16 protein-coding genes are annotated in these 20,823 nt (G+C 34.1%); 7 read left to right on the top strand and 9 right to left on the bottom strand.

Annotation, left to right across the window (positions count from 1 at the left end):
• Window positions 1–10 precede the first annotated feature (10 nt).
• Genes ACQKCJ_RS01755 through ACQKCJ_RS01745 form a run of 3 tightly spaced genes read right to left on the bottom strand, consistent with a single transcriptional unit; the run spans window position 11 to window position 6,007 of the window.
• A complete protein-coding gene (locus ACQKCJ_RS01755) occupies window positions 11–3,142 on the bottom strand; it encodes a SusC/RagA family TonB-linked outer membrane protein (RefSeq protein WP_271334081.1) in 3,132 nt (1,043 codons plus the stop codon).
• Between the two features lie 46 nt (window positions 3,143–3,188).
• Complete coding sequence (gene xylA, locus ACQKCJ_RS01750) at window positions 3,189–4,511, bottom strand: xylose isomerase (RefSeq protein WP_271334080.1); 1,323 nt, start codon at window positions 4,509–4,511, stop codon at window positions 3,189–3,191.
• 2 nt (window positions 4,512–4,513) lie between these two features.
• Complete coding sequence (locus tag ACQKCJ_RS01745; protein WP_271334079.1) at window positions 4,514–6,007, bottom strand: xylulokinase; 1,494 nt, start codon at window positions 6,005–6,007, stop codon at window positions 4,514–4,516.
• Window positions 6,008–6,398: 391 nt separating this feature from the next.
• On the opposite strand from ACQKCJ_RS01745, the gene ACQKCJ_RS01740 reads away from it, so the two are divergent.
• From ACQKCJ_RS01740 to ACQKCJ_RS01720, 5 genes are all read left to right on the top strand, one after another.
• Window positions 6,399–7,115: an NUDIX hydrolase gene (locus tag ACQKCJ_RS01740; protein WP_271334078.1), complete on the top strand. Its 717-nt coding sequence runs from the start codon at window positions 6,399–6,401 to the stop codon at window positions 7,113–7,115.
• Between the two features lie 21 nt (window positions 7,116–7,136).
• Window positions 7,137–7,862 (top strand): NUDIX hydrolase, encoded by a 726-nt coding sequence (locus ACQKCJ_RS01735; RefSeq protein WP_271334077.1) that lies wholly within the window; start codon window positions 7,137–7,139, stop codon window positions 7,860–7,862.
• Between the two features lie 165 nt (window positions 7,863–8,027).
• The gene (gene lepA / locus ACQKCJ_RS01730; RefSeq protein ID WP_271334076.1) at window positions 8,028–9,824 is read left to right on the top strand and encodes a translation elongation factor 4; all 1,797 of its coding nucleotides are present in this window, start codon (window positions 8,028–8,030) and stop codon (window positions 9,822–9,824) included.
• Between the two features lie 281 nt (window positions 9,825–10,105).
• Entirely contained in the window at window positions 10,106–10,720 is a 615-nt protein-coding gene (locus ACQKCJ_RS01725; RefSeq protein ID WP_271334075.1) for an outer membrane beta-barrel protein, read from the top strand.
• Window positions 10,721–11,013: 293 nt separating this feature from the next.
• Complete coding sequence (locus ACQKCJ_RS01720) at window positions 11,014–11,970, top strand: helix-turn-helix transcriptional regulator (RefSeq protein ID WP_427401223.1); 957 nt, start codon at window positions 11,014–11,016, stop codon at window positions 11,968–11,970.
• 71 nt (window positions 11,971–12,041) lie between these two features.
• On the opposite strand, the gene ACQKCJ_RS01715 is transcribed toward ACQKCJ_RS01720, so the two are convergent.
• Entirely contained in the window at window positions 12,042–12,521 is a 480-nt protein-coding gene (locus ACQKCJ_RS01715) for a DinB family protein (RefSeq protein ID WP_271334073.1), read from the bottom strand.
• 494 nt (window positions 12,522–13,015) lie between these two features.
• On the opposite strand from ACQKCJ_RS01715, the gene thiL reads away from it, so the two are divergent.
• Window positions 13,016–14,062, top strand: coding sequence for a thiamine-phosphate kinase (thiL, locus tag ACQKCJ_RS01710; protein ID WP_271334072.1), 1,047 nt, complete (start codon window positions 13,016–13,018; stop codon window positions 14,060–14,062).
• A gap of 88 nt (window positions 14,063–14,150) precedes the next feature.
• Here the strand turns inward: thiL and ACQKCJ_RS01705 are convergent, their stop codons facing one another.
• From ACQKCJ_RS01705 to ACQKCJ_RS01685, 5 genes are all read right to left on the bottom strand, one after another.
• Window positions 14,151–14,849 carry a response regulator gene (locus ACQKCJ_RS01705; protein WP_271334071.1) on the bottom strand — a complete coding sequence of 233 codons (699 nt, stop codon included), beginning with the start codon at window positions 14,847–14,849 and terminating at the stop codon, window positions 14,151–14,153.
• Window positions 14,846–16,897, bottom strand: a complete 2,052-nt coding sequence (locus ACQKCJ_RS01700; protein ID WP_271334070.1) for a tetratricopeptide repeat-containing sensor histidine kinase — start codon at window positions 16,895–16,897, stop codon at window positions 14,846–14,848. Before ACQKCJ_RS01700 ends, ACQKCJ_RS01705 begins: the two co-directional genes overlap by 4 nt.
• Window positions 16,898–16,992: 95 nt before the next feature.
• Window positions 16,993–17,238: a hypothetical protein gene (locus tag ACQKCJ_RS01695; protein WP_271334069.1), complete on the bottom strand. Its 246-nt coding sequence runs from the start codon at window positions 17,236–17,238 to the stop codon at window positions 16,993–16,995.
• 174 nt (window positions 17,239–17,412) lie between these two features.
• Window positions 17,413–18,222, bottom strand: coding sequence for a LytR/AlgR family response regulator transcription factor (locus ACQKCJ_RS01690; protein WP_271334068.1), 810 nt, complete (start codon window positions 18,220–18,222; stop codon window positions 17,413–17,415).
• Between the two features lie 267 nt (window positions 18,223–18,489).
• On the bottom strand, window positions 18,490–20,028 hold the full coding sequence (locus ACQKCJ_RS01685; protein WP_271334067.1) for a glycine--tRNA ligase: 1,539 nt from the start codon (window positions 20,026–20,028) through the stop codon (window positions 18,490–18,492).
• A 98-nt stretch (window positions 20,029–20,126) separates the two neighbouring features.
• Between ACQKCJ_RS01685 and ACQKCJ_RS01680 the strand changes: the two genes are divergently transcribed.
• On the top strand, window positions 20,127–20,810 hold the full coding sequence (locus tag ACQKCJ_RS01680) for a ComF family protein (RefSeq protein WP_427401222.1): 684 nt from the start codon (window positions 20,127–20,129) through the stop codon (window positions 20,808–20,810).
• Window positions 20,811–20,823: the final 13 nt, after the last annotated feature.

The raw sequence follows: 20,823 nt of genomic DNA, 5'->3' as shown, positions 1-20,823 counted from the left end.
TTTTTATTTATTAAAGTTTAATATTTAATCCCAACATGAATGTTCTTGGTCTTGGGTAGTATCCTACATCAACACCTGATGAAAACTTTTGGTCATCATTTGAAGAACCAAATCCAATTTCAGGATCCATACCGTTATATTTCGTGAAAGTATAAAGATTCAACACTGAAAAATAAACTCTGAACTGGCTTGCAAAAAATGGTTTAGATTGTCTCATTTTCGCTAAATCAAATCCTAATGTAACGGTACTGATTCTTAAGAAATCACCATCCTGAACATACAAATCTGAAAATTGCGTAAAGTTTCTATTGTCTTCTGTTACTCTTGGCATTGTGTTCGAAGAACCTTCTCCGTGCCAACGGTCTAATATTGCAGTAGTATAATTTCCGTAAGCACCCGCTTGATTTCTATACGATTGCACGATTTGATTTCCTGCTACACCATTTGCCATAACAGAGAAGTCAAAAGCTTTATAACTACCTGACAAAGAGAAACCGTAAGTAAAATCCGGATTTGGATTTCCGATATTGGTTTTGTCGCTTGCATCTATTTTATCATCACCATTCTTATTTACATAAATAAGATCTCCGGGAGCTGCATTAGGCTGTAGTACTACACCGTTTGCTGATTTATAATTATCAATTTGTGCCTGATTTTGAAAAACTCCTCCTGTTTTGTATCCCCAGAAATAACCTAATGGCTGTCCGTTTTCTGCTCTGTAAAATTCGCCGGCATTATCATAAAGTTCATTGTTTAATCCGTGAATAAGACCATCGATAGTGGGAATTTTACCTACTTCATTTTTATTATAAGCTCCATTTGCACTTATGCTATAATTAAAATCGCCTATTTTGTTTTGATAATTAAGGCTTAACTCAACTCCTTTGTTTACAACATCTCCACCGTTAATAAAGGGAGCATCTGCACCTGCAGTTGCCAAAATTGGCGCCAGGACTAACCAGTTTTTATTTGTTTTTTGGTACACATCAACCGTTACGTTCAAAGCATTGTTTAGAAATCTCGCATCTAAACCAAGGTCAATCTGCTCTGAAGTTTCCCATTTTATATTTGTATTTGATATGTTTTGCGGATATGCTCCCGGTGTCTGAACTCCTTCTTCATTACCAAAATTATAGTTCGTATTATTTGATTTAATTAATGTCAAATATTGAAATGATCTAATACTTTGATTACCAACCTGTCCCCAACTCGCTCTTAATTTAAGAAAGTTGAATACTTTTGAATCTTTCAAAAACTCTTCATTTGAAGCTACCCAACCTCCTGATAATGAAGGAAAATAACCCCATTGGTTTCCCGGAGCAAATTTTGATGAACCGTCTGCTCTAAGTGTTGCGTTGAATAAGTATGTTTCTTTATAGTTGTAATTTAATCTTCCAAAATAAGACATCAGCTTATTTTCTTCTTTTTTGCCCTTAATTGCAATTTTAGATCCGTCTTTGTTGGTCGTGTTATCGATCCAGGCATGCTCTAAATCATTAAAAACAGAATCTGCATTGTTAACTTCTATAGAAGTTGCATCGTAGTTAATAAATGATGTACCCAACATGGCTTCAAAATGATGATTATCAGCAGCATTAAACTTATAAGATACCAGGTTATCCCATGTAATACTTTTATTTTTGCTCATGTTTTGATTTACTTTATCAAAAGCAGTGTTGGCATAAATTGACAATCTATAGATCGGAGTGTAGGCATGTCCTTCGGATACATAATAATCAAGCCCCAAAGTAGTCTTAAAGGTTAAGTTTTTTATAGGCTCAATTTGTAAATAAACGTTCCCTAATAATTTTTGATTATTACTTTCATTTTGATTTGTATACTCCATTAAAGCATACGGATTTGCTGTACCTGATAACCAGGGTTCTGTGCTATTTGATGTATCAAAATAATTTCCGTTTGCATCATACATTGGTAATAATGGTGAAACCTGAAAAGCACTTCTTAAAGAGTTGCTGTACTGATTACCAACACCAATACCGTTTTTGTCTACATAAGCAAAACTTAAATTCTGACCTATTGTAACAACATCTTTATATAGTTTATGTTCTGAATTGAATCTAAAATTATAACGCTGATAATTTGAAAGATCTTTTCCTCCTACAACTCCTTCTTGTCCTAAGTAGGATAATGATGTAGAATAAACTGACGTATCTGAACCTCCCGAAGCTCCAAATGAGAAATTTTTTGTAGCGGCATTATCCGTTAGCATTTTATCCATCCAGTTTGTTCCTTTTCCTAAACCGGCAATTTGGCTATTCGTAAAATAAGGAGCTTTTCCAGAATTTACTGCAGCCTCATTTAATATTGTAGCATATTGCGTTGCATCTAATAAATCGACTTTTCTCGATACTGATTGTACACCGTAGTATTGGTCAAAAGTGATTTTTCCGGGTGCACCACGTTTTCCTTTTTTAGTAGTTACCAAAACAACTCCATTTGCAGCTTGCGAACCATAAATGGCAGCAGAAGCAGCATCTTTTAAAACCGAAATAGATTCAATATCCGAGTTGCTTAAATACGAAATATCACCAGTCAATATTCCATCTACCACATAAAGCGGGCTGCTTCCTGCTACAGATCCCACACCTCTAATCACAACTTTTAAAGCTTCTCCGGGCTGACCTGAAGTAGAGGTAATCTGAAGTCCAGCTGCCTGACCCTGAAGTGCTTGCAATGCATTTGTAGTATTGGTTTTGGCAAGGTTCTCACCACTTACCTGAGTAACAGCATTGGTAACAAGTGTTTTCTTTTGTGAACCATACCCAATAACGACAACTTCTTTAAGGTCCGCCGCCTCTGTTTGTAAAGTAACCGTAATTACTTTTTGAGTTCCAACGGTGATACGTTGCGCTTTAAATCCCATAAAACTGATCACAATCACGTTGCCTGTTTTTGCTTCCAGTTTAAAGTTTCCGTCAAAATCTGTCGATGTTGCTGTTTTAGTTCCTTCGATTGCAACTGTTGCACCCGGAACTCCCATACCATCATCTGCTGATTTTACATTTCCGGTGATAACTTGGGATTGCTCCTGTGCAAAACCAGACTGCATCATAAATACACTAAGCAACAGCGCCATACAAAACGAGAGCGGTGTTGTTTTAATACAATATTTGCTTTTCATAATAGTTAAGAATTGGTTTAAATTATAGTTAGTTATTTTTACCTGCTTAATATGCATTCGAAATGATCTGTTCGAATAATTCTTGTCTTCCACTTAATGGTTGAGGTTCTCCACTTGCACGGGCAATTTTGCTAAGATCTTCAAGAGATAATTCCCCATTTTCGAACTTTGCTCCGTTTCCACCGTCAAATGAACTGTAACGCTGAGTACGTAATTTTTTATAATCTGTATTTTGTAGTATCTGATCGGCACAAATTAATCCTCGTGCAAAAACATCCATTCCTGCAATGTGTGCAATGAATTTATCTTCTAAATCGATTGAATTTCTTCTCACTTTTGCATCAAAGTTTACACCACCGCCTTTAATTCCGCCACCTTCAAGAATCACTAACATCGCTTGGGTAACTTCCTGAAGATTGATTGGGAACTGATCTGTATCCCAGCCATTTTGGTAATCTCCACGATTGGCATCAATGCTTCCTAACATTCCTGCATCAACTGCAACTTGTAATTCGTGCTCAAAAGAATGTCCGGCAAGAGTGGCGTGGTTTACTTCAAGATTTAATTTGAAATCGTTTTGAAGTCCGTATTTATTAATAAATCCTAATGAAGTCGCTGCATCATAATCATATTGATGTTTTGTAGGTTCCATTGGTTTTGGTTCGATCAGGAAGTTTCCTTTAAAACCTTCTTTACGAGCATAATCTTTACATGTATTCAGGAATCTTCCTAAATGGTCTAATTCTCTTTTCATGTCTGTGTTTAACAAACTCATATATCCTTCACGACCTCCCCAGAAAACATAATTTTCTCCGCCTAATGCGATCGTTGCATCGATTGCGATTTTTGCCTGAGCTCCGGCGTACGCCAAAACATCGAAGTTTGGATTCGTTGCAGCACCATTCATGAATCGTGGATTGCTGAATAAGTTTGAAGTTCCCCACAACAATTTAATTCCTGATTCTTGTTGTTTTTGTTTCGCATACTCTACCATAGTCTGAATACGTGTTTCAAATTCAGCCAATGTTGGCGCATCATCAACAATATCAACATCATGAAAACAGTAGTATGGCAAACCTAATTTTGTCATGAATTCAAAAGCCGCATCCATTTTATCTTTGGCTCTTAAGATTACATTTTCATTTTTATCCCAGGAGAAAGTTTCAGTCGAAGCTCCAAACGGATCTCCTCCCGTATTACACAGCGTATGCCAGTATGCCATCGAAAAGCGTAAATGTTCTTTTAGTGTTTTTCCTGCAACGACACGATTTTCATCATACCATTTAAAAGCTAACGGGTTATCACTATCTCTTCCTTCGAATTTAATCGTGTCTATATTTTTAAAGTAAGTTGGGTTGGTTGTGCTCATTATTATTGTTCTATTTTAATTTGATTTTTCCATTCCTGATATAAATCCTGATATTGAGAAGTCAGGATTTTGTTGGGTTCAATTCTATCTAAACATTGCAATCCACGAAAGGCTTCTTCCAATGAATTGTAATATCCAAAACCGTAAGCGGCGCCTCTTGCAGCACCTTCTGCACCCGATGTATTGTACAATTCTAAAGTTGTTTGTGTAGTATTGGTGAAAATCTCCCTGAAAACCGGACTTAAAAACAGATTTGAATTTCCTGCTCTAACCACCGTTCCTGAAACACCAACTTCTTTCATCACATCAAAACCGTAATTCATAGCAAACACGATTCCTTCACAGGCTGCACGCACCAAATGTGACGGTTGATGTATGTTGAAATTTAAATTCTGAATTCCTGAAGTGGCATTTTTGTTAGTGAAAATACGCTCCACACCATTCCCGAAAGGATAAAAACGAAGTCCGTTGCTTCCTGCTTCGACTTTTGCAGCTTCGGCATTTAGTTTTTCGTAGGCAATTAATTCAGTTCTGTCAACAGACATGATTTTGCGCAGCCATTGGTATAAAATTCCTGAACCATTGATGCACAACATTACTCCGTTGCGTTTTTCAGCTTCGGTATTATTGACGTGTAAAAAAGTATTGATTCTGTTTTGTTTGTCGTAAGCTTCCTGATCGCTTACAGCATATACAACTGCCGAAGTTCCGGCTGTTGTAGCGATTTCGCCAGGTTTCAAAACATTCAATGACAATGCATTGTTAGGTTGATCTCCTGCGCGGTAGGTTATTTTAGCATCAGGATTTAATCCTAATTCTTGTGCAATGTCTGAGTGAATCGTTGCCTGAATTCCAAAATTTGAAACAATCTCCGGAACGATATCTGCTGATAATCCCATTTGAGAAAGGATTTCAGTTGCCAGTTTTCCTTCGGAAAAGTTCCATAAAGCAGCTTCTGATAATCCTGAAGTGCTTATTTGTGCTACTTTCGATAATTTGGCAGCAATAAAATCTCCCGGAAGCATCATGTATTTTGCTTTTGCAAAAATTTCAGGCTGATTGTCTTTTACCCATTTTAGTTTTGAAGCGGTAAAATTTCCGGGACTTCCTAAAATTTGTTTTTGACAATTATCTGCTCCAATCTGATTATAAATTTCGTCTCCAATACTAGCAGCACGACTGTCACACCAGATGATCGACGATCTAACAGGATTCAAATTTTCATCGGTTAAAACCAAACCGTGCATTTGATAGGCAATCCCTATTCCGGCAATTTTTTTTAAATCAACATTAGATTTTGAACCCAATTGTTTGATTCCGTCTTTAACATACAACCACCAGGATTCAGGATCTTGTTCTGCCCAGCCAAATTTTGGGGCAACAATTGGCATTTCAAAATCAGGAACACTCACTGCGCCAATAGTCGTTCCGTTCTCAGGATCGAAAACTGATAATTTTATCGAAGAGCTTCCTAAATCAATTCCTAAAAAAAACATTTGGTTGTATTTAAAGTTAGTTATAGATTTGTCCTTTTTAATCTTATAGTCAAACTGAACTTATCTTATGGTTATTTTGACTACAAGTGTAAAACATTTTTTCTATATTAACAAAATATTAGGGTTATTTTTTTCCGATTCTGATTATTAGAACCAAATTATTATCGATATAATAAAATTTTAGTTGAAACACAATAAAAAAATATCAAAAAAATAACGAATTACCAATTTGACAATCAAGCGTTTAAGAATAACTATTTTAAAACATCATTTTTAATCAAATTCCAAATCACTGATTATCAGAAAATTATTATGTTAAGAAAAATATAAAGCTTTTACGAAGGCAACTATTCATTTTATTTATTTAATTTGTCAAAATATAAAATAGCGCATGGTTAAAAATACAGAGGACGATTCAGCTTTAAAAAGCGAGCAGACCGCAATGAACGCGATCACTATTGACTGTGTGATATTTGGATTTGATAAGGGAAGTTTGGAAGTGCTTCTTGTACAACATGGTGAAGGAATCAGTAAAGGAAAATGGGGTCTTCCGGGAGGATGGATTTATAAAAAAGAAAGTACTGATGATGCTGCGCACCGTTTACTGAATGAACTTACGGGCCTTGACAATATTTATCTGGAACAATTGAAGGCATTTGGGGATCCGGACCGATTTCCGCTTCGACGCGTTATCACTATTGGATATTATGCGTTGGTAAAAAGAGAAGATTATAATATTAAAGCTGGTTTTACGGCCTCTGATGCAAAATGGTACAAGATCAATAGTATCCCGAATTTGATTTATGACCATAACGAAATTTTAGGATATAGTCTAAAACATCTTCAAAACAGAGTACGTCAGGCTCCAATTGGATTTAATCTCTTACCGGAAAAATTTACACTATTGCAATTAATGCATTTATACGAAGAAATTTTAGGAATTGAAATGGACAAATCTAATTTCAGACGAAAAATTCTTCACATGAAATTACTTGTGGCATTAGATGAGAAACAACAAGATGTCTCGCACAGAGCAGCTAAATTATTCAAATTTGATCCGGAAATTTATACTAAACTGACCGAAAAAGGATTCAACTTTGAATTTTAATACTTTTGACAATTATAACAAATGACTTTTCCCTCTTCTCAACATACGCCTCAATCTGATCACAAAATTACTACTCCGGGAATTGACGGAATCACGATTGACTGCGTTATTTTTGGTTTTAACAAAGCGAGTCTTGAGGTGCTTTTAGTACAGCATGCTGAAGGAGAAAGCATAGGAAAATGGGGTCTTCTTGGTGGATATATGAAAAGGGAGGAAAGTGCTGATGATGCCGCACATCGTATTGTGTATGAACTTACAAGTCTTGACAATATTTATTTAGAGCAGTTAAAGGCGTTTACGAATCCGGATCGTGTGCCGGAAAGAAGGGTTGTAACTATTGGTTATTATACTTTGGTGAATCGGGAAGATTATAATATTAAAGCCAGTTTGTCTGTAATCGAAGCAAAATGGTATAAAATTAATACGATTCCGGATTTAATTTTTGATCATAATGAGATTCTTAAATTTAGTTTGATGCAATTGCGTAATCGCGTTCGTCAGGCTCCGATTGGTTTTAATCTTTTGCCGGAAAAATTTACTTTATTGCAATTAATGCATTTGTATGAGGAAATTCTAGGAATTGAATTGGATAAATCTAATTTTCGCCGAAAAATTCTTCACATGAAGTTATTGATTGCTCTTGACGAAAAGCAACAGGACGTTTCGCACAGAGCTGCCAAATTATACAAATTTGATGCTGAAACTTACAAAAAACTGACTGAAAAAGGGTTAAATTTTGAGTTTTAACGGTTGTTTTAAAACTGAGATTCTAACTATCGGACAACTACATTCCAGAATCCAAAACTTTGCGCTATCTTTGCGCCTTAATAACACGCTCTACAGCAATTGCTACAGCGTAATTTATACCCTGAAAATTACTTAAAAACTCGTTTAGAGAATTGATATATTAAAATGAAAAAGATACGTAACTTTTGCATTATTGCACACATTGACCACGGTAAAAGTACATTGGCTGACCGATTATTAGGCGCTACACAAACCGTTACAGCTCGTGAAGAAAAAGCTCAATTGCTTGACAACATGGACCTGGAACGTGAACGTGGAATCACCATAAAAAGTCACGCCATTCAAATGGAATATACTTATAAAGGAGAGGAATATATTTTAAATCTTATTGACACTCCCGGTCACGTTGACTTTTCATACGAAGTTTCACGATCTATTGCTGCCTGCGAAGGGGCACTTTTGATTGTTGATGCTGCTCAAAGTATTCAGGCACAAACGATTTCAAATTTATACCTTGCTTTAGAAAATGACCTGGAAATTATTCCGGTATTGAATAAAGTAGATTTACCAAGTGCTAATCCTGAAGAGGTTAGCGATGACATTATCGATTTATTAGGATGTAAATTAGAAGATATTATTCATGCTTCAGGAAAAACAGGTTTTGGTGTTGAAAATATCTTAGCTGCCATTATCGAAAAAATCCCTCCTCCGTCAGGAAATGTTGATGAGCCGCTACAGGCTTTGATTTTCGATTCTCATTACAATCCGTTTCGTGGAATTGAAGTTATTTTCCGTGTAAAAAACGGGCAGATTAAAAAAGGGCAAAAAATTAAATTCATGGCTACCGGCAATGAATATTTTGCTGACGAAATTGGAACTTTAAAATTAAATCAGGTTCCTAAAAATGTGATTTCGGCTGGTGATGTTGGTTATTTGATTTCAGGAATTAAAGAAGCCAAAGATGTAAAAGTTGGAGATACTCTAACTGATGCTAAAACACCTACTACTAATATGATTACGGGTTTTGAGGATGTAAAGCCAATGGTTTTCGCCGGAATTTATCCTGTAGATACTGAAGATTATGAAGATTTGCGTTCTTCTATGGAGAAATTGCAATTGAATGATGCTTCGCTTGTTTTTACTCCTGAAAGTTCTGCGGCTTTAGGATTTGGTTTCCGTTGTGGATTCTTAGGAATGCTGCACATGGAAATTATCCAGGAACGTTTAGAGCGTGAGTTCGACATGACTGTAATTACTACAGTTCCTAACGTTTCGTATCTTGCCTATACTAAAAAAGAACCAGAAGTTCCATTTGTTGTTAATAATCCTTCTGACTTACCTGAACCATCTCGTTTAGACAGAGTTGAAGAACCATATATTAAAGCAACCATCATTACAAAAGCTGACTTTGTTGGAAACGTAATGAGTTTATGTATCGAAAAACGTGGTGTAATTACCAATCAAACGTATTTGACTACTGAACGTGTTGAATTGAATTTTGACATGCCTCTTGCAGAAATTGTATTCGATTTTTATGATCGTCTAAAAACAGTTTCTAAAGGTTATGCTTCTTTTGATTACTCTCCGATAGGAATGAGAACTTCGAAACTGGTAAAACTGGATGTTCTTTTGAATGCTCAAACAGTTGATGCGCTTTCTGCATTGATTCACGAAGACAACGCGTATAACATTGGTAAAAAAATGACCGAAAAATTACGCGAATTAATCCCAAGACAACAATTCGACATTCCGATTCAGGCTGCAATTGGGGCTAAGATTATTGCTCGTGAAACGATTAAAGCACTTCGTAAAGACGTTACCGCAAAATGTTATGGTGGTGATATTTCGCGTAAGCGTAAATTACTTGAAAAACAGAAGAAAGGTAAAAAACGTATGAGACAAGTAGGAAACGTTGAGATTCCTCAGGAAGCTTTTATGGCTGTTTTGAAACTTAACGATTAATTTTTTTAGAAGAAATAATAAAGAGAATAGAATATAGATTGAACCCGATGACTTGCGTTATCGGGTTTTTTATTTTAATGAAAACCCATTTTTCACTTCATTAAAAACCCATTTAACACACACAAAACGTTAATTAACCCATTAAAATAAACACGTAAATACCTACTAAAATGTAAGATTATTAACTCAATAACTTCATTTTTAATCCTATTGATTGCTTTCATCAAATTTTTAAGACTAAAAACATAATTTTAATCTTACAACATTTAAAAGCAATTATTATGAAAACTAAATTTTTTATTATTTTATCGATGCTAACTTTTTCATTTGCCAATGCGCAACAGGGTGAGGTCGACTCTGAAATGAATTCAGCAAAAGGTGTTACTTTCCAAAACGGCGATATGTTTCTTGAAGGTTCTATTAAAATTAGCACAGGTGGTGACACGGATTATTATGGGTTTAGTCCAAAATTTGGTTATCTATTGAGTGATAAATTTGCGGTTGGAGCAAAACTGAATTACTCCAGTGAAGAAGTAGAAGCCACAAGGGTTAAAACAAATGTATTTGGAGTTGGTGCTTTTGCTCGTTACTACTTTTTAGAATTAGATAAAAAACGTTTTAAAGCCTTTGCTGAAGCTGGTTTAGGTTACGGACGTAATAAAATCGAAACTCCTCCAAACAGCGACACAAGCAACAGCGTTACAGCAGACATTACTGTTGGTCTTAATTATTTTGTTACCAAAAATATTGCGGTAACTTTTACATTAGCAAATGTACTGGCATACAACAGCGTTGCACCAGAAAATGGAAAATCATCAGATACTTTTAATTTAAACATTAATTTATTTGAAAACATTTTCGACCAACCACAATTTGGACTTTTATACAGATTCTAGAAACTTAATTTTGTTTCAGGTTTAATGTTTCAAGTTATCATACTCTGAAATTTAACTGCAAAATTTACAAACTAATTTATAACCCGATGACTTTCGTTATCGGGTTTTGTTTTTGATAAATAGATTACCAAGATGCACAGCAGTGCGTCTATAGAAATGCAAACTGTGTATCATTCTTTAACCACAAAATCTGTCCTAATATGGAACAGCTTTTTTATTTCTTTAAACGCTGAACCTTTGTATCTTTGAACCTTTGTAACTTTTCAAAAAACCTCTGCACCTATAAAAATAAAATGGACGAAACCCCAAAACGATTTGATCGCATTATCGCTATTCTTATTCAGTTACAATCTAAAAAAATTGTAAAAGCTCAGGAATTAGCCAATCGTTTTGAAGTTAGTTTAAGGACTATTTACAGGGATATTCGAACTCTTGAAGCTTCTGGAGTTCCTATTTATAGCGAAGCCGGTGTTGGTTATGCTTTGATGGACGGTTATCGTTTACCTCCCGTTATGTTTACACGCGAAGAAGTAGGCAGTTTTATTGCTGCCGAAAAACTAATGCAAAAGTTTACGGATCCCTCTCTGGGATCTCATTACGCATCGGCAATGTATAAACTAAAATCAGTGCTAAAAACTACTGACAAAGATTGGGTATCTAATATTGAGTCCAGAATTTTGATGCAAACCCAAGAACCTTTATTTCATGACAGCTCACCTAATACGTTAGCTATTTTGTTTGACAGTATCGCAGAAAAGAAGCAAATCATTTTATGTTATAAAACTGCAGAAGCGGAACAAGCAACAAACAGAAACATTGAGCCTGTTGGGGTTTTTCATGATCATAATAATTGGTATTTTTTGGGATATTGCCATTTACGTCAAGATTACCGCCAGTTTAGAACAGACAGAATTCTGGGAATACAAAAAACGGAATGTAATTTTACGATAGAACACGATTCTCTGGAAACGTATTTAACTAAAATAGAAACAATTCCTACGACAAAAGTTAGGATTTTAATAGATAAAAAAATCATCAATTATATTCGATACGAGCAAAAATATCACGGTTACATTTCTGAAAAAGAAATTGGCAATCAAATCGAAATGACTTTTATGTCACGTGATATTCAGGAAAGTTTTCCGCGTTGGTTTCTGATGTTTGGAGATTATGCGACCATTGTGGAGCCCGAAAAACTAAAAATCAGAACACTGGAACTTGTTGAAAGTTATATAAAGAGATTATCATAAAAAAACTCCTAAAAGAAGAATTTCAAGTTCATCTCTCAGGAGTTTTTTTATTTAGCCAATCTTCAAGAATACTATCTTTCCCAGAAAAAAGGAGGTTCAATTCCTAAAGCTCTCAGATATACATATCCTTGTCCTCGATGGTGTACTTCATTATCAATAAAGTATAAAATATTCTGATATATCGGAAATTCATATTGACCAAAAAGATTAAAGTTTGCACTAAAATCTTCAATAGATAATTTCTCCCAGTATTGATTAATTTCCGCAGTCGCTTCATCCCATTTTTCAAGATATTGCGCTTTAAAAATCAGTTTTTCTGATCCTTCAGTAAAAGGTTTTACTTCTTTATTTACAATTCCTTTTAATCCGGGAACTGCAATCGCCAAAAGTTCATCAGCCATTTTAGAAAAAGTTCTCATTCCTCCTATCGAGAATTCAAAAAAATCTTTCTCCGGAAACGCCTCGATAACATTACGTGTAAGGGCGCGATGACCTTGCCAGTGTTTCAATAAATCTTCTGGAGTAATTACTTGTGCAGCTAATGTTTTCATAGTTTTAAAGTTTTATATTTTTAATACTTCAAAAGTATCGAGGGTCGGTGACAACAGTTTGTCAGCAGGAAAAAAAAAATAAATGTTTTTTTCCTGCTGACAAACGTAGAGACGCACAGCAGTGCGTCTCACACAACGTAACCCCATTTTATTGACACAACATAATCCCATTTATTTACATTAAATAAAGAGATAAATGATAATTAATAATGGAATAAATGGTGGTTACTGGACGGGAGACGCACTGCTGTGCGCCTCTACGATATAGATTATGAGGAATATTTGTTTGCAGAAATATTTTTTTTCGGTTATCGCACACGTAGCGCAATTCAAACCCGACAGGTTTTGAAAACCTGTCGGGTTTAGTACACGCATTAAGAAGCTACAAATCAGCACCTCTTTACACATAAATAATACGTTCAGATATAACATGTCATTAAGTTCGATAAAACCTTTGTACCTTTGCACCCTAATAAAATTGGAACTTAGAAAAAATGATCGAAGATAAAAATCCGCAACGTACCAGTATAGCCCAATTAGGTGAATTTGGCTTAATTGAACATCTAACAAAAAATTTTGATGTTACTCAGGAATCTACTTTAAAAAGTATTGGTGATGATGCTGCTGTTCTTGATTTTAAGGATAAAAAAGTAGTTGTTTCAACTGATTTATTGATAGAAGGAGTACATTTTGATTTGGCTTATATGCCATTAAAACATTTAGGATATAAAGCTGTTGTTGTAAATATATCTGATATCTGTGCAATGAATGCCAGACCAACGCAAATAACGGTTTCTGTAGCTGTTTCTAACCGTTTTCCGCTAGAAGCATTAGAAGAATTGTTTGAAGGGATTACACACGCTGCAAAAGAATATAAAGTGGATGTTATTGGTGGAGACACTACCTCATCGCAAAAAGGATTAATTATTAGCATTACTGCAATTGGTGAAGCTGATGAAGATGAACTTGTATATAGAAATGGTGCCAAACAAACAGATTTACTTGTTGTAACCGGAGATATTGGTGCTGCTTATATGGGATTACAAGTTTTAGAACGCGAAAAGCAGGTTTTTCAGGTAAACCCAAACAGTCAGCCTGATCTTGATATGTACAGTTATTTAATCGAACGTCAGTTAAAACCTGAAGCGCGAAAAGATGTTCGTACTTTATTGCATGCACTTGAAATTAAACCAACTTCGATGATCGATATATCAGACGGTTTATCCTCTGAAATTATCCATTTATGCAAACAATCAAAAGTAGGCTGTAATTTATACGAAGAGAAACTTCCGTTAGATCCTCAATTTATTTCAACTTGCGAAGAGTTTAATATTGACAGTACAACTGTGGCGATTAATGGTGGCGAAGATTATGAATTATTATTTACGATCGACATTAATGATTTTGACAAGATAAAAGGGAATCCAAATTTCTCTGTTATTGGCCATATGGCAGACGAAAGCGAAGGGATAAATTTAGTGACTCGTGCCAACACTCAAATTCCTTTAAAAGCGCGTGGCTGGGATGCTTTGACTGAATAGCAGATTTAAAATTTCAATAAAAAAAATTCCAAATCCCAATGATCTTGTATTATTGGAATTTGGAATTTTTTTATTTAGAGTTTCATTTTTAAAAAAGTCCTTTACTCTTGGCTTCTTTCAGCAATTCTTCATCAGAGCCAGATTTTACTTTGAGTAATTCCTTAAGGCTCACTTTACGTTTTTCAATCGCATTTAAAGAAATCGGAATGTATTGCGGCATGTCTTCAAGTGATGTTCCTTTTGACAAATGAAATAAAATTTGCTTATCAAACTCATCGATTTCAATTGAATTATGAGGCGATTGATTGAGTATCTTCTGAACTGACTGACTGTAATATTTATCATTTTTCATCACTTTGTCCAGTGCAAAAAGCAATTCATCAAAAGTAAGATCATTTTTTATGACTAAACCATTGGGCTGAATGGTTCTGATAATGGTTTTAATTTTTAGTAATTCGGTATACATTGTCAACAAAATCACTTTACAACTTGGCATTTTCTTTAAAATTAGTTTTGCCAAATCTTCGCCTGAAAAAATATCTTTCTCTTCATAGGATGGCATACTAATATCTAAAAAAGCGATATCGAAATTTGGGCTTTTTTCGTCTTCGATTAAATCATATCCTGATTTACAATCGTGAGCCTGCGAAATTATAAATTCGTATTGATCAGGATTATAACGTGTTATTGCATTTTTATATCCCTCAATAATAAAGGGATGATCGTCAACAATTAAAATATTCATTTTAATTAATTCAGGATCTGTGGCATTTTGGTCAACTATCATGTATTCTGTAGGTTTATTTTCTGATCTATAGGGATTTTAATTTCAAGAAGCGTTCCTTCTCCCTGGGTTGATTTTAAGGTCGCAGTACCTTTACATTCTGTCGCTCTGTATTGGATATTATGCAATCCTATACCATTTTTTATTCTTTTCACATTAAATCCAATTCCATCATCAGAAATAGACAATACCAAATGATCTATTTCACTTTTAAATTCAACAGTAATCGTGTTTGCATTTGCATACTTATTACAATTCTGAAGTGCTTCCTGCACGATTCTGTATAAATTAATCTTAACAGTATTACTTACCAGTTCCCATTTAATATTAGAGTCGAACGAGGTAATTAATTTTGAATCGTATGTGTTTTGCTGGTCTTCGAATAATTTTTTTAAAATCGCGATAAAATTATTAATTAATTCGGATTTCTCTCTATTTAAGTCATGCGAAATTTCACGTATATCTTCTTCAATATGTTTTAATTCCGTCAGATACTTTTTTCTTTTGGGAGCAGCTTCTACTTCATCAATTTTATCAAGACTGTCTAAACTTATCCTTACACCAAACATTCTCCCTAAAACTCCATCATGCAGATCCTGAGCCACTTTTTTCTTTTCTTTTATTCGGGTTTGCTCAATATCATTTTGTTGCGAAATCATAAGATTATAGATATCTTCGTTCGCTATTTGCTGCTGTTGTTTAAAAAGTAATTCTCTATTTTTGGCCTGTTGTGTTTTGTAAACATAAAAAAACAATCCTATTAATGTACAGATACTAAAAACGTAAATTAGGGTTTTGTTCTTTTCTTGCAGACTTGAGTTTTGATCTTTAATTTCGGAGGTTTCATAACCAATTCGAGAGAATTTCTCACCCATTTTGCGCTCAGCTTTTAGCATTTTATCATTCAGCTTAATATATTCCTGCGAATAATTTGAAGCATTTTTAGCATCAACAATCGCTAATTGTTTAAGCGCTTCTAATGTACTGACTAATTTAGCTGCACCCCGTGATGAATTAAGTGCTTGTTTTGCAAATTGAATCGCTCTGAGTGAATCATTTTTTGAAGCATAATATTCCGATAAATGAATTTTACTCGCAACTGTTGCGCCATCTAAACCTAAACTATCTCTAATTTTTAACGATTTGTAAAATAAGTCGGGTAACTGATCTGATTCATTTAACTTAAATTTAGAATATGCTAAATTGTCCATTAATATGGCATATAAAGTTGTCTTGTCAACAAACAGATTTTTTTCGTCCAGACCTTTTTTGAAATAAACCTTCGCTTGTTTATAATCATGTTTATTTAAATAAACATATCCAATATTGTTTAATGAAGTTGCTCTATACTGAAATTGTGACGGAATTGATTTATCATCTAAAACATTTAAAGCTTTATTTTGAAATTCCAGGGCTTTTGAATATTCCTCTCTTTCATTATAAAGGATTCCTAAAAGATTATAACTTTCATAAAAAAGATCATTTACCTTTTTTTGTTTCTTTAAGCTATTCAATGCTTTGAAAACAGTTATTTCGCTCTCAAAAAAATCACCTTCATTATACTGAAGGCTTGCCTTATTTAAAAAAGTTCTTGCAATATTGTATTGATCATTTAATCTCAAATAATACTTTTCGGCTTTAAAATAGCTCATAAAAGCACTATCAGCAATGGACTTAACGATATAATAATCTCCTAAATAAGAATACGCTTTGGCAATACTAACAGAATCATTTGATTTTTTTGACCTCTCTAGTATAAGTTTTGCTGTCTCCCGATAGGATTTCCAATCGTTCATATTATAATATCGATTGGCAACTTTAAAAAGATTTACCTTATTCATTGAATCATTTTTTTGATCCAGAATTATATCAAGTGCTTTTTGATTGTATTTTTTCTTAAATTCTAAAGGTAATTTATCGTCATTGGCTAAAGAAAGATAGCTGGGAAGACTGTCTACAGGAGAATGTAAACCATCTAACGAAGATGCTTTTTTGGTACAAGCCCCAAAAACAATGAATAAAAGGACAATTATTTGGTGGTGTTTTTTCAATTGCAGCCTGAATTTTACCAAAAATAGTAAAACTATAGATACAAAAAAAAGCTGCCATGAAATGGCAGCTTAAATATATTTTTTATTGTAAGGTTTTAGTCTAATTTCTTGTTTCCACCTACAGATTGATTGATTGTTCCAAGACTGGAATCATTACTTGTGTCAAAAGTAATTCTATTTGAATCTACTTTCTTTGTAGGTCCTCCTGTTGCACCAGTTCCGTCTGTTTCAAGAGTTGTGTTAATATCACCTTTATATACATCATTAATTTGTGGAGTTGCAAATGAAGTTGCTACCATTACTAAAGAAAATAATCCGAATGTTAAAGCTGCTTTTTTCATGATTTGAGGTATTTATTTGTTTGATTTATTGTTTTAGGAAATCATCGCTTTGTGCGAATCATGGTGTAAAACTAACTCCGGATTCAAAGAAAATATATACGAAAAAATAGGTTTATGGTAGAACATACCCAATTGATAGTCAATGGGCACCAAATAGATGTAAACGTCTAGTTTTTAGACTTCTAAGTAATTTCCTATAGAAAAATCAGCAATAATTAGATCTACATTTGGTTTGTAGGTTTTAGAAAAAGGAATCTTTTTTAGTGAGTTTTTTATGTAACAAACTGAGCTTCCGCTATGAATTCTCGAAATGTAATTTTTATTGATAATATAACTATTGTGAATTCGGATAAAAGGATGTGATAAAACACCCTCGAAATGCTTTAAAGTTTTAAAAGCAGTGATCATTTCTCCGGAGTTCAGATAAATATCCGTTGAATTATTATCTGCCTGAAAATAACAAATATCCTGGGCGCTGATATAGCGATAATCCCCATATGATTTAATACAGATAATAAGTGGCTTTTCGACAACTTCGGGTGTTTGGGCAAATGGAAGTATTGCCGAAGCTGTTTCGTTCCTTATTTCAGCTGAATTAGCTTCTAAAACACTTTTTTCAAGTTTTAAAAGCATCTTCAATAAATCTATTGACTGAACCGGTTTTAATATATAATCAAAAACGCTGTATTGAATGGCTTCAAATGCCAGCTTTCTTTTTGGTGTGGTAATAATGATCTTCGGAAGATGAGAAAAAAATCTGTAAAGCTCATTTATAAATGCCAGCGACAGATTACTGGATAAGTCCCGCGGATCAATTTCTAAAAAAATAATCGAAGGCCGGTGTTCTAAAACCAAATGCAAACCATCATGATAATTTGCAGCCGAAGCCAAAAAAGCTAACTCAGGGAAACCTTCTGCAACTGTTTTTGTTTTTAGAATACTTTCTGCATCATCGTCAATGATAATATACGAATACTTTTTCAATATTAGTTTTTGTTGAATTTTCATGGATCACAGACAACTATTCCTTTAGCCTCATCAATACTTTGAAAAAATTTGTTTTAGTGGTTCGCAATTAAAAATACAAATTTCAACTATTTTACTATTTCATTGTTAATACATTCCACACAAATGTTAACACATAAGGATGAAATGCAAAAAAATCCGACGAAATGCATTAATAAAACTAAAAAAATCCCAAATTCCGATATGGAATTTGGGATTTTTTATAAATATTGTTTTTAAAAAAAATTACATTTTCATTAACCAATTTTTCATTGAAACTTCGTTTTCTATTATATCCTTTAATTCAGATATTTTTACACGATCTTGTTTCATTGTATCTCTATGACGAATTGTTACTGTCTGATCTTCGATTGTCTGATGATCTACTGTTATACAAAACGGAGTTCCAAGAGCATCTTGTCTTCTGTAACGACGTCCTACAGCATCTTTTTCATCATACGCTACCGTGAAATCCCATTTTAAATCATCTATGATTTTTTTAGAAATTTCAGGTAATCCATCTCTTTTAATTAATGGCAGTACCGCAGCTTTTGTTGGCGCTAAAACTGATGGTAATTTTAGAACTGTTCTTGTCGAACCATCCTCAAGAGTTTCTTCCTGCAATGATGTTGCAAAAACAGCCAAAAACATACGATCTAAACCTACTGAAGTTTCTACTACGTATGGTACGTAGTTCTCATTTAGTTCAGGATCAAAATATTGTAATTTTCTACCAGAATATTGTTCGTGCGCTTTTAAATCAAAATCCGTACGAGAGTGAATTCCTTCTAATTCTTTGAAACCAAAAGGGAAATTAAACTCAATATCAGCAGCGGCATTTGCGTAATGTGCTAATTTTTCGTGATCATGAAAACGGTAATTCTCTTTTCCTAATCCTAAAGATAAGTGCCAGTTTAAACGTGTTTCTTTCCAATGGTGGTACCATTTCATTTCTTCACCCGGGCGAACGAAAAATTGCATTTCCATTTGTTCGAATTCACGCATACGGAAAATGAATTGTCTTGCAACAATTTCGTTTCTGAAAGCTTTACCCGTTTGAGCAATTCCAAAAGGAACCTTCATACGACCAGATTTCTGAACATTTAAAAAGTTCACAAAAATACCTTGCGCCGTTTCCGGACGTAAATATAAATCCATTGCAGAATCTGCAGAAGCTCCTAACTTAGTTCCAAACATTAAGTTGAATTGCTTTACGTCTGTCCAGTTTCTAGAACCGGTTTCAGGATCAGCAATTTCCAATTCTTCAATTAATGCTTTTACATCCTGAAGATCATCAGTCATTCCTTTTGCAAGCCTTGATAAAATTTCTTTGTATTTTGAAAGATATTCTACGACGCGGGCATTTGTTGCAACAAATTCTTCCTCATTAAATGCATCTCCAAAACGAGCTCTCGCTTTTTCAATTTCTTTTTGAGCTTTTTGATTAATCTTTTCAGCATGATCTTCAACTAAAACATCAGCTCTATATCTCTTTTTTGAATCTTTATTATCAATCAACGGATCGTTGAATGCATCAACGTGGCCTGAAGCTTTCCAGGTAGTTGGATGCATTAATATTGCGGCATCAAGGCCTACAATATTCTCATTCATCTGAACCATTGATTTCCACCAATATTCACGGATATTCTTTTTTAACTCGACACCATTTTGTGCATAATCATACACTGCACTCAATCCATCGTATACTTCGCTTGACGGAAAAATAAATCCGTACTCTTTTGCGTGCGAAACCACATTCTTAAATATATCTTCTTGTTTTGCCATAGTGATGCAAAAATATAAAAAGTACGTTGAAAAAAAAGAAAAATTATAAAGATTGAAGCATTCATTTCGTTATTTTTGTAACTAAATTCTTTCTATTTGTGTTTAATTACCTTATTAACCTGTTTTTCCCTAAAGTTTGTGCCGGATGTCATACTATTTTGATCACAAACGAAACCGTTTTATGTACCAGTTGTCGTCACGAAATGCCCCTGACGCAATATCATTTAGATCCTAAAAACGAAGCGGTCAAAAAATTCTATGGAAAGATTGCTATCGAACATGCATCGGCTCTTTTATATTTTAATAAAAAAGGAATTGTCCAGGAACTCATTCACAACCTAAAATACAAGGGTCATGAAGAAATTGGAACCGTTTTAGGAAATTGGTCTGTTGAAGATTTAAAGGAAATAGTTCTGGAAATTCCTTTTGACATCGTAATTCCTGTTCCTTTACATCCCAAAAAATTTCGGAAACGAGGCTATAATCAGGTTACTACTTTTGGAAAAGCACTCGCCAAAGGTTTAAATATTGATTATAATGCAGCTGTTTTATATCGAAAAAAATATTCTAAAACACAATCAAAAAAGAATCTCGCAGGAAGATCTGATAATATCGAAAATATTTTTGATGTTATTTCTACTGAAGAAAATCGAAACAAACATTTTCTAATTGTAGATGATGTTTTGACTACCGGCGCCACTCTTGAAGCATGTTCACGTGCTTTATTAAAAATTCCGGGAGCCAAAATCAGTATTGTCTGTATGGCAATTGCGAACTCGTAACCTTTTATAATAA

The organism is Flavobacterium sp. NPDC079362 (genome assembly GCF_050267765.1).
Taxonomy (GTDB): domain Bacteria; phylum Bacteroidota; class Bacteroidia; order Flavobacteriales; family Flavobacteriaceae; genus Flavobacterium; species Flavobacterium azizsancarii.
Note: the sequence above shows the minus strand (reverse complement) of the source record. Positions and strands in the feature narration are given on the sequence as shown.